The 10,116-nt window shown below is 61.3% G+C and carries 9 protein-coding genes; 3 read left to right on the top strand and 6 right to left on the bottom strand.

Features of this window, described 5'->3' with window-relative positions; all coding sequences use genetic code 11:
* Positions 1-58 precede the first annotated feature (58 nt).
* From QRN33_RS25535 to QRN33_RS25515, 5 genes are read right to left on the bottom strand one after another with little or no spacing between them, the layout of a single operon-like run.
* Positions 59-856, bottom strand: a complete 798-nt coding sequence (locus QRN33_RS25535; RefSeq protein ID WP_285410850.1) for an enoyl-CoA hydratase/isomerase family protein — start codon at positions 854-856, stop codon at positions 59-61.
* Positions 853-2,010, bottom strand: coding sequence for a citronellyl-CoA dehydrogenase (atuD, locus tag QRN33_RS25530; protein ID WP_042607849.1), 1,158 nt, complete (start codon positions 2,008-2,010; stop codon positions 853-855). The genes QRN33_RS25535 and atuD overlap by 4 nt, the downstream gene beginning before the upstream one ends.
* 30 nt (positions 2,011-2,040) lie before the next feature.
* Positions 2,041-3,657 carry a geranyl-CoA carboxylase subunit beta gene (atuC, locus tag QRN33_RS25525; RefSeq protein WP_285410849.1) on the bottom strand — a complete coding sequence of 539 codons (1,617 nt, stop codon included), beginning with the start codon at positions 3,655-3,657 and terminating at the stop codon, positions 2,041-2,043.
* A 3-nt stretch (positions 3,658-3,660) separates the two neighbouring features.
* Positions 3,661-4,545, bottom strand: a complete 885-nt coding sequence (locus tag QRN33_RS25520; RefSeq protein WP_285410848.1) for an SDR family oxidoreductase — start codon at positions 4,543-4,545, stop codon at positions 3,661-3,663.
* Positions 4,546-4,557: 12 nt separating this feature from the next.
* Entirely contained in the window at positions 4,558-6,342 is a 1,785-nt protein-coding gene (locus QRN33_RS25515) for an acyclic terpene utilization AtuA family protein (RefSeq protein WP_285410847.1), read from the bottom strand.
* 184 nt (positions 6,343-6,526) lie between these two features.
* On the opposite strand from QRN33_RS25515, the gene QRN33_RS25510 reads away from it, so the two are divergent.
* From QRN33_RS25510 to QRN33_RS25500, 3 genes are all read left to right on the top strand, one after another.
* Positions 6,527-7,150, top strand: a complete 624-nt coding sequence (locus QRN33_RS25510; protein ID WP_042607845.1) for a TetR/AcrR family transcriptional regulator — start codon at positions 6,527-6,529, stop codon at positions 7,148-7,150.
* 94 nt (positions 7,151-7,244) lie between these two features.
* The gene (locus QRN33_RS25505; RefSeq protein WP_285410846.1) at positions 7,245-8,042 is read left to right on the top strand and encodes a substrate-binding periplasmic protein; all 798 of its coding nucleotides are present in this window, start codon (positions 7,245-7,247) and stop codon (positions 8,040-8,042) included.
* Positions 8,043-8,127: 85 nt separating this feature from the next.
* Entirely contained in the window at positions 8,128-9,141 is a 1,014-nt protein-coding gene (locus QRN33_RS25500; RefSeq protein WP_285410845.1) for a GNAT family N-acetyltransferase, read from the top strand.
* A gap of 108 nt (positions 9,142-9,249) precedes the next feature.
* On the opposite strand, the gene QRN33_RS25495 is transcribed toward QRN33_RS25500, so the two are convergent.
* Positions 9,250-9,804, bottom strand: a complete 555-nt coding sequence (locus QRN33_RS25495) for an RNA polymerase factor sigma-70 (RefSeq protein WP_042607842.1) — start codon at positions 9,802-9,804, stop codon at positions 9,250-9,252.
* Positions 9,805-10,116 lie beyond the last annotated feature (312 nt).

Here is a 10,116-nt window from a genome sequence, read left to right as displayed (position 1 = left end):
TGTTCGTCCCACCACCCCTTCAAGTCTAACCATACAAGCGAGCCTGCTCGCGAAGCTTTTAGTTGACCCACCGCGGTTTGCGCTTTTGCACAAAAGCCATAGTCCCCTCGATCCCTTCGTCTCCAGTCACCGCCGCGCTGAACCACTGCGCCGCGTCGTCCAGCAATTCATTCGACGGCTGCCCGGCACTCGCCAACAGCAATTTCTTGGTCATCGCATTCGCTTGCGGGGCGCAGCGCAGCACCTGTTGCAACACTTCATCCAGCCGTTCGGCCAGCGCTTGCGCATCCTGTTCAACGAAATGCACCAGCCCCAATCGCTGCGCCTCGGCGCCATCGAAACGCGCCGCCGTCAGCGCGAGTCGGCGGGTTTCGGTCAGGCCGATCCGTTGCACTACAAACGGCGCGATTTGCGCCGGGATCAGGCCGAGGCTGGTTTCCGGCAACCCGAACTGCGCCTTGTGCTCGGCCAAAGCGATATCGCTGACACAGGCCAGACCGAATCCGCCGCCGAGCACCGCGCCTTGCAGCACAGTGATCAGCACTGGCGGCGTGTGCTGGGCTTCCTCCAGCAACGCGCCGAACGCCCGGTTCAACTCACGGTAAGCCTCCGTGCCCTGCACCCGTGCGTTGGCCATGTCCTTGATGTCGCCACCGGCGCAGAAATGCCCGCCGGCACCGCTGAGCACCAACGCCCGCACCGTACGGTCATCGCGTATCGCCGCCAGCACCGCGCGCAGTTCGGCGACCATTTGCAGGCTCATCGCGTTGCGGCTGTCCGGGCGGTTGAGAGTGATATGCAGCACGCCGCCATGCAGTTCCAGCAACAGCGTCTGGCAATCCGGCAGGTCGCTCATTTCTTTTTCCCCGGCAGGATGCCCATCAGTTTGCAGATGATGCCCAGCATGATTTCGTCGGCGCCGCCGCCAATCGACACCAGGCGCACATCGCGGTAGGCGCGGGCCACCGGGTTGTCCCACATGAAACCCATGCCGCCCCAGTATTGCAGGCAGCTGTCACTGACTTCGCGGCCGAGGCGTCCGGCCTTGAGCTTGGCCATCGACGCCAGTCGCGTGACGTCCTGGCCTTTGATGTATTGCTCGGTGGCCTGATAGACCAGCGCACGCAGGCACTCGATTTCGGTCTGCAATTCGGCGAGGCGGAAGTGGATGACCTGGTTGTCGATCAGCGCGTTGCCGAAGGTCTTGCGCTCCTTGCAGTACTCGATGGTGCTGTCGATGCAATATTCCAGGCCTTTGATCATGTTCGCCGCGCCGAACAGGCGTTCTTCCTGGAACTGCAGCATCTGCATCATGAACCCCGCACCTTCATGGCCGATGCGGTTGCGCTGCGGCACGCGCACGTTATCGAAGAACACCTGCGCGGTTTCCGAGCTGCGCATGCCGAGCTTGTCCAGGTGCGAGCTGAGGCTGATTCCCGGCGTGTTCATCGGCACCATGATCAGCGACTTGTTGATGTGCGGCTTGTCGTCCGAGGTGTTGGCCAGCAGGCAGATGAAGTCGGCGCTTGGCGAGTTGGTGATCCACATCTTGCTGCCGTTGATCACGTAGTCGTCGCCGTCCTTGCGCGCCGTGGTCTTCAGCCCGGCGACATCGGAGCCGGCGCCGACTTCGGAAACGCCGATGCAACCTACCTGTTCGCCGGTGATGGCCGGACGGAGGAATTCTTCGCGCAGTTCATCGGAGCCGAAACGCGCCAGTGCCGGAGTGCACATGTCGGTCTGCACGCCGATCGACATCGGAATCCCGCCGCAATGAATGGTGCCGAACTCTTCGGCGGCGACAATCGAATAGCTGTAATCGAGGCCCATGCCGCCGAATTTTTCCGGTTTGGAAATGCCCAGCAGGCCCAGCTCGCCAGCCTTGCGGAAAATATCGTGGATGGGAAAGCGCCCGGCCTTTTCCCACTCTTCGACGTGCGGATTGATCTCGTGCGTGACAAATTGGCGGACGGTGCGGCGCAGGGCTTCGTGTTCCGGGGTGAAGATCATTGTTGTTGTTCTCCGTAGGATCCGTGGCGGTCAGAAGCGGCTGACCCCGAAGCTGTTGGGTTGCAGCGCACGCCTGTCGGCTTCGTGGCAGATATCCAGCAAGTAACCGAGCAGGGTGCGGGTGTCGCGCGGGTCGATCAGGCCGTCGTCCCACAGGTTGGCGCTGCCGTACAGTGCGGTGGACTGGCTGTCGAGTTTCTGCGCGGTCATCTGCTCGAGCATGTCGAGCATTTTCGGATCGGGCTCGATGCCGTCCTTGAGCTGTTTGGCCTCGGTGACGATGCGCAAAACCTTGCCGGCCTGCGCACCGCCCATGACTGCGGTGCGACTGTTGGGCCAGGCGAAGATGAAGCGCGGGTCGAGACCGCGCCCGCACATCGCGTAGTTGCCGGCGCCGTAGGAACCGCCGACGACGATGGTCAGTTTAGGCACCCGCGCGTTGGCCACCGCTTGAATCAGTTTCGAGCCGTGCTTGATCACGCCTTGCTGTTCCGATTCGGTGCCGACCATGAAACCCGTGGTGTTGTGGAAAAACAGCAGCGGCGTCTGGCTCTGGTCGCACAACTGGATGAACTGCGCCGCCTTGCTCGCACCTTGAGGGGTGATCGGGCCGTTGTTGCCGATGAAGCCGCAGGCGCGGCCCTGGATTTTCAATTGGCCGCAGATGGTTTGTTGATCGAACTCGCCCTTGAACTCGAGAAAATCCGATTCATCGGCGATCCGCGCGATGATTTCGCGCACGTCGTAGGGCTTTTTCGCATCGTCCGGGATCAACCCGAGCAGTTCATCGACGGGGTAGAGCGGTTCTTTGAATTGCGCCTCCGGCTGCCATGGCAGCTGTGCATTCCATGGCAGCATGCGCATGATTTCGCGCACCTGACGTACGCCGTCAGCATCGTTCTCGGCGAGATATTCGGCGGTACCGGCGACCTGCGCGTGCATCTCGGCGCCACCCAGCTCCTCATCGCTGGCCACTTCGCCGGTCGCCGCTTTGAGCAATGGCGGGCCGGCGAGGAACAGCTTGGCCTTGCCGCGCACCACCACCACGTAATCCGACAAACCCGGTTGATAAGCGCCGCCCGCGGTGGCCGAGCCGTGCACCACGGTGATCTGCGGCAACCCCATGGCCGACATGCGCGCCTGATTGGCAAAACTGCGCGCGCCTTCGACAAAAATCTCCGCCGCGTAATTGAGATTGGCACCGCCGCTTTCAGCGAGGGTGATCATCGGCAATTTGTTTTCCCGAGCGATCTGTTGCAGGCGCAGGGATTTTTTCAGACCGCTCGGCGAGATCGTGCCGCCCTTGATCGCACTGTTGTTGGCGACCACCATCGCGCGAATGTCGCAGACGTAACCGATGCCGGCAATCAGCCCGCCACCGGCCGAACTGCCGTCCTTGTCGTCGTGCAACTTGTAGCCGGCGAGGCTGGCCAGTTCGAGGAACGGCGCGCCAGGATCGAGCAACAGGTTCAGACGCTCGCGGGGCAACAGTTGCCCGCGTTTGCTGAATTTGTCTTTGGCTTCGGCGGCCTTGTCCAGCAGCTTCTGTTCAAGCTGCCGGACCTGCTCGATGGCGGCGAGCATGGCGGCGCGGTTGCGCGCGAACGCTTCGCTGTGCGGGTCGAGTTGCGACTGAATCTGCGCCATGGCTTATTCCTCGTCCTTGGGCACGTCGGGACGCAACACTTCTGGTAAATAGGCGCGGTGAAAGCCGTTGAAGGATTCGCTGTGGCTGGCCTTGTGCAGCGGCCAGGCGCGACTGCCAAGGCTGGCGGCGCCGTCGATTTTCACCGTGGTGCCGCTGATGAACGCCGCCGCCGGGCTGAGCAGAAACACGATCGCCGCACTGACTTCCGACTCGGTGCCGATGCGCTTGAGCGGCACATCCTCGCGCAACGTCGGGATCACTGCTTTGAAGGCGCCTTCGTAAGTGTCCATGCCGCTGGACGCAATCCAGCCCGGTGCCACAGCGTTGACCCGCACCCCGGCATAGCCCCACTCGAACGCGGCAGTCTTGGTGAAGTTGTCCATGCCCGAACGCGCGGCGCCGGAGTGGCCCATGCCGGGCATGCCACCCCACATGTCGGCGAGCATGTTGACGATGCTGCCGCCGTGTTTGCTCATCGACTGGTTGAACACTTCGCGGGCCATCAGAAAACCGCCGACCAGATTGGTGCGCAACACGGTTTCGAAACCCTTCTGATTGATCGACGCCAGCGGCGACGGGTACTGACCCCCGGCGTTGTTGACCAGACCGTGAATCGGCCCGTGTTCGGCGATCAGCTCTTTGACCAGTTGCTTGACTGCTTCTTCATCGCGGATATCGCAAGCCTTCCAGTGCGCGCTGCCGCCGTCCTCGGTGATTTCGGCGGCGACCTTTTCAAGCTTTTCCGGCTTGCGCCCGACCAGCAGCACATGGGCGCCGAGCGCCGCCAGTTCATGGGCGGTGCAGCGACCGATGCCGCTGCCGCCACCGGTGACAATCAGGTTCTGGCCGCGGAACAGATCGGCGCGAAAAATCGACGCGTAAGCCATGCACACCATCCTCTAGTCGAGCTGTTCGGCGATGCTCTGCGGCACCGGGATCTGGATTTCCAATAATTGCTGGGCGAAGGCTTTGCCCTGCGGGTCGATGCGCAGACTGGCGACACCGCCACCGCCGAGGGCGTTTTCCAAGAGAAAGTTGAGGCTGTGGGTGCCGGGCAGGTACCAGCGTTCAACACGCCCGAGCACTGGATCAAGGACGTGGCGCATCCACTCGACCACCACCGAAGTTGTCAGCGCTTCGGCGATCCACGGCAGGTAATCGGGATGGCGCGGCATCACGCCGATGTTGCTGTGGTTGCCCTTGTCGCCGGAGCGCGCCACCGCCAGTTTCACCAGCGGCACACTGGCATCGGCGCGGCCCTGGGGTTTGGGCGGATGCTGGGCGACCGGCAAATCTGCACTGTCCAGAGCGACCAAGGCGGGCAGGGCACACGAATGGCGCTCGCCAGCCATGTCTACATGCAGGGTGCAGGCGCTTTTTTCGATGAGAAACGAGAACAGGCGGATGACTGGATAAACGCTCGGGCGACCGCCGACGATGCCGGTCAAGCCAGGCGCCATACCGGTCGCAGCCTGGGCGATCTCTTTGGAAAACAGCACCAGCGCACGTTTGTCGGGATGCCGCACGGCGATTTTGATCACCACTTCGCGGCTGTCGCGGCGCTGACCGTGGGGGCCATAGGTGGCTTCGCTGCCGAGCAGTTCGACGTGGGTTTCGCTGTAGGGCGCCCAGCCGCGCAGGCTGAACATCTCGGCGGTCTTGTCGATGATTGCCTGGCTGACCCGCCGCGCCTTGTCCACTGCGTCGATGCCGGCCATCAGGCAACTGGCGGTGCAGCGAAAACCGTCCGGATAAGTGGCGCTGACCTTGTATTTGTCGGTGGGCGGGAGGCCTTTGGCACCGTGCACCTGCACGACGTTTTTGCCTTGCTGCTGGAGTTTGACCTGAGTGAAGTCGCAGACCACGTCGGGTAGCAAGTAAGCCTGCGGATCGCCGATTTCATAGAGCATCTGCTCGCCGACCGTCAGCGGCGTGACCAGCCCGCCGGAGCCTTCCGGTTTGCTGACGAGGAACTGGCCATCGGCGCTGACTTCGACGATCGGAAAACCGATGTGCTCGTAATCCGGTACCTCGCGCCAGTCGGTGAAATTGCCGCCGGTGCATTGCGCGCCGCATTCGATGATGTGCCCGGCCAGCGCGGCCTGGGCGAGTTTGTCGTAGTCATGCCACGACCAGCCGAATTCATGGACCAGCGCTGCGCTGACCACGGCGCTGTCGACCACCCGACCAGTAATGACGATGTCGGCACCCAGACGCAACGCTTCGACAATCCCCGGCGCGCCGAGATAAGCATTGGTCGACACGCACACGCGTGGAAGCGGGGCGCCGCTGAACATTTCGCGGATGTCGGCGGGGTTTTCGAGGTGTCCCTGCAGGTCATCACCGAGCAACACGGCAATCTTCAACTTGACCCCGGCCTGGTTGCACGCCGCTTGCAGGGCCGCCGCACAAGCCTGCGGATTGACGCCGCCGGCATTGCTGATCACGCGGATCTGCTGTTCGGCCAGTTGCGTCAGCAGCGGCGTCAGCACTTCGATGAAGTCGCCGGCGTACCCGGCCTGCGGGTCTTTGAGACGCGCGCCGGCCATCAGCGACATGGTGATCTCGGCCAGATAATCGAACACCAGATAATCGAGGTCTCCGCCCGTCACCAGTTGGGCGGCAGCGGTGGAGGTATCGCCCCAAAAGGCGCTGGCGCAGCCGATACGCACGGTGGTTGGCATTTTTATCTCCGACTCAGGGACCTGCGACAGAAGTGTCTGGAGGCTACCAAGCAAGCGCTTGGTTTGTAAACAGGGGAAACATTCTTCTGCCCAAGCGCTTGCTTGGTGCCCGCGCGCGGCTTAAATTGCGCGCAACCCTGCGGTTACAGGGGGCAACACACTGATCGACTGTAGGAGAGAACGGGTGGACGAGCAAAAAGCCCTGCGGGTCATGCGCGAACTGGTCGAGTCAGGCCAGTTGACCGACCCGGACAGCGCCCGTGGCAAATTGCTGCAAGTGGCGGCTCACCTGTTTCGCAACAAAGGCTACGAGCGCACCACGGTGCGCGATCTGGCCAGCGCCGTGGGCATTCAGTCGGGCAGCATTTTTCATCACTTCAAAAGCAAGGATGAAATCCTCCGCGCGGTGATGGAGGAAACCATACGCTACAACACCGCGTTGATGCGCGCAGCCCTGGCCGAGGCAAACGACGTGCGCGAGAAAGTCCTGGCACTGATTCGTTGCGAGTTGCAGTCGATCATGGGCGGCAGCGGCGAAGCGATGGCGGTGCTGGTGTATGAATGGCGCTCATTGTCCGAAGACGGCCAGGCTAAAGTCCTCGCTTTGCGTGACGTTTATGAAGACATCTGGCTGCAGGTTCTGGGCGAGGCCAAGGACGCCGGTTATATTCGCGGCGACGTTTTTATTACCCGACGTTTCCTCACCGGCGCACTGTCCTGGACCACCACCTGGTTCCGTGCCGGCGGCAGTTTGAGCCTCGATCAACTCGCCGATGAAGCGCTGATTCTGGTCCTCGAAGCGCGTTGAACGGTTGTCGGACCGGCCGGGAAACTGGCTAAGTCGGCGAAACCGCCTAGCTTGAATGCATTGATCGCTATTTTTTTTCGGGGAGTGGGGTGTTTTGAAGTCTTCGCCAATTCGGACAGCCGCCGGGCTGATGCTCGCTGCGCTGGCTGCGTTATGGGTATTGCCCGTTCAGTCAGCGCAATTGGTCCGGGTCGGCGCCGCGCATTTTCCGCCCTATACGATTCGCCCGGAAAACGGCGCCGACACCGGCCTGTTGCCGCAATTGATCGAGGCGCTGAACAGTTCGCAGAGCGACTATCAGTTCGTCCTGGTGCCAACGTCGATCCCGCGCCGCTTCGGTGATTTCAAGCAGGGCCGCATCGACATGGCGATCTTCGAAAACCCCGAGTGGGGCTGGAAAGACATTCCCCACGATGACGTCGACATGGGCCTGGAAGACGCCGAGATTTTCGTCGCGCAACGCGAAGAAGGCCGCCAGCAGAGCTATTTCTCCAGCCTTTCGGGCAAGCGTCTGGCGTTGTTCAGCGGTTATCACTACGAATTTGCCAACTTCAACGCCGACCCGAAATATCTCGCGAAAAACTACAACGCCACGCTGACCTATTCCCACGACAGCAACCTGCTGATGGTCCTGCGCGGACGCGCCGACATTGCTCTGGTGACCCGTTCCTATCTGTTCGATTACCTGCTGCGCAACGAAAAGGTCCGCGATGCCTTGCTGCCCTCGCAGCGTACCGATCAGATCTATCACCACTACGCGATTCTGCGCACAAGTGCTCCGATCACTGGCGAAGCTTTCGGCAAGCTGCTGCAAGGGCTGCGCGACAACGGGGAATTGCTGAGGATCTTCGATCCGTACCGGATTGCGGTGGTGCCGGTGCCTCAGCACTGAGGTGCGGTTTTCGTCCCGCGCTTAAATTTCCCCTCCCGGCTCACGTCACTTCGTAGAACTGTCGACGATTACGTGAGCCCGACCCATGTCCAATCTGAATGACCTGACTGCCCTGGCTTTGCCCTCGGGCAGTCAATTGATCGCTGATGCCACCGAGAGCCGCTTGAGCCTGAGCCTGGACGGTCAGCCGTTGATTCGGCTGCGTCTCGACCGCGAGGGCAAAGGCCCGATCCAGCTCGACGAGCGTTTCGCCCTGCCGCCCGGGCAAGCTTTGTGGGCGGCCTGCTATTGGTTGTTCGCCCGTGACCCGGCGTGTCAGCAGTTGACCTGGCAACTCGACCAACCGCCCACCGAGGCATTGCTCAGCGGTTTACTGATCAATACCGAAGTGGCCGGCGAATATCGCTGCGAGCGCACGCTGTTCTGGCAACTGCCGCAACCATGGCTCGGCGCTTCACTGACCGGCTGCTATCCGCAGCAAATGGTCATCAGCCAAGGCAAGCGCCATCCGCTGCGCCCGGTGAAGCCGCGGGGTGAAGTCTATCGACGTTTCGATGCGCGGCTCGGCGCGTGGATTTCCCTGCGTACGCTGGAAATCGAAGAAGACCTGTCGCGCTTCAATCGCTGGCAGAACAGTCCGCGCGTGGCGAGCTTCTGGCAGGAGGAGGGCAGCCTTGAGCAGCATCGCGAATACCTGAGCAAGCTCGATGCCGATCCGCACACGCTGACGCTGATCGGCTGTTTTGACGATCAGCCATTCGCCTATTTCGAAGCCTATTGGGCCAAGGAAGACCGCATCGCGCCGTTCTACGATGCCGGCGATTACGACCGTGGGATTCACATGCTGGTCGGCGAGGAAAGCCATCGCGGCCCGCACAAAGTGGCGAGCTGGTTATCGGCGCTGGTGCATTACCTATTTCTCGATGACCCACGCACCCAGCGCGTGGTCGCCGAGCCGCGTGCCGATAACGCGAAGATGATCGGGCATATGCACAACCAGTGTTTCCACTGCGACAAGGAATTCGATTTCCCGCACAAGCGCGCGGCGCTGATGATCCTGGGGCGGGAGCGGTTTTTTGATCGGTGCCCATTGGCCTGATATCGCATCAAGCAAAAGATCGCAGCCTTCGGCAGCTCCTACAGAGGAATGCATTCTCAAGTAGGAGCTGCCGAAGACTGCGATCTTTTTTGATCAGACGACGCGGTCTCAGCGACGACCCGCGATCACCCCATCCCGCCGACTGCCCGACACCTTGCGGCAGTGCACCAGCGCATCACGAATCATGAAGTTGACCAGGGTCGGCGATACGCCGAGTTCCTTGGCGATGTCTTTCTGCGGCACGCCGTGCAAGCGATACATCTCGAAGGCGTAGCGGGTGCGGCTGGGCAGTTCGGTCAGCGCATCGGCGATGTGTTCCAGGGTCGAGAAGTTGATGTGCGAGGTTTCCGGCGAAGCGCCCTGAATCACCACGTTCAAGCCTTCCTCTTCCGGGCCTGAGTATTTCTGTTCGAGCGCCTGCTTGCGGTAGTGATCGATGGCGAGGTTGCGCACGATCTGGAACAGGTAGCTCAGCTGAGCCTTGATCGACGACGTGATCGGCGGCGCCGATTGCAGTCGGAAAAACGCATCCTGAACCACGTCTTCGGCACGAGACCTGCAGCCGGTAATGCGGGCTGCAATCTTGACCAGAATCAGTCGATTGTCGACGAATGCCTGAAGTAGCGGTGAATCGCACCTGCTTGTGGATACTTGTTCCGTCATGGAAATCACCTTGCTGCCAATAGGTTAGTGGGAGGGCCTGGGGGACGGCGCCGTCCTACACATCGAGCGACAAATTATGTTGAATGATAATGATTGTCAAATGAGAAAGAGAAGTACTGCTGTGAGTCGATGTGTTTTGCGAACTGCGACACGCTGCCGCAGCCTGGCCCCGTTGAACGTCGAGCCTGCCGACTAATTATTTCAAGACGTCATCCGTTCTCATTGGTGAATGGTTCCGGGTGTTGATCCCCGGCCACAGCGCATTCCGATGCCTTGCGCGGTCGGCACAGACCGCGCCCTGCACGCCTCTCG

The sequence above is a fragment of the Pseudomonas sp. FR229a genome, from assembly GCF_030209115.1.
GTDB lineage: Bacteria > Pseudomonadota > Gammaproteobacteria > Pseudomonadales > Pseudomonadaceae > Aquipseudomonas > Aquipseudomonas moraviensis_A.
Note: the sequence above shows the minus strand (reverse complement) of the source record. Positions and strands in the feature narration are given on the sequence as shown.

Bases quoted from the DNA above. Each gene is read 5' to 3' on its own strand.
- QRN33_RS25500 (WP_285410845.1), top strand. From the start codon at position 8,128: ATGTCCAATCTGAATGACCTGACTGCCCTGGCTTTGCCCTCGGGCAGT.
- atuD (WP_042607849.1), bottom strand. From the start codon at position 2,010: ATGATCTTCACCCCGGAACACGAAGCCCTGCGCCGCACCGTCCGCCAA.
- atuC (WP_285410849.1), bottom strand. From the start codon at position 3,657: ATGGCGCAGATTCAGTCGCAACTCGACCCGCACAGCGAAGCGTTCGCG.
- QRN33_RS25535 (WP_285410850.1), bottom strand. From the start codon at position 856: ATGAGCGACCTGCCGGATTGCCAGACGCTGTTGCTGGAACTGCATGGC.
- QRN33_RS25520 (WP_285410848.1), bottom strand. From the start codon at position 4,545: ATGGCTTACGCGTCGATTTTTCGCGCCGATCTGTTCCGCGGCCAGAAC.
- QRN33_RS25515 (WP_285410847.1), bottom strand. From the start codon at position 6,342: ATGCCAACCACCGTGCGTATCGGCTGCGCCAGCGCCTTTTGGGGCGAT.
- QRN33_RS25495 (WP_042607842.1), bottom strand. From the start codon at position 9,804: ATGACGGAACAAGTATCCACAAGCAGGTGCGATTCACCGCTACTTCAG.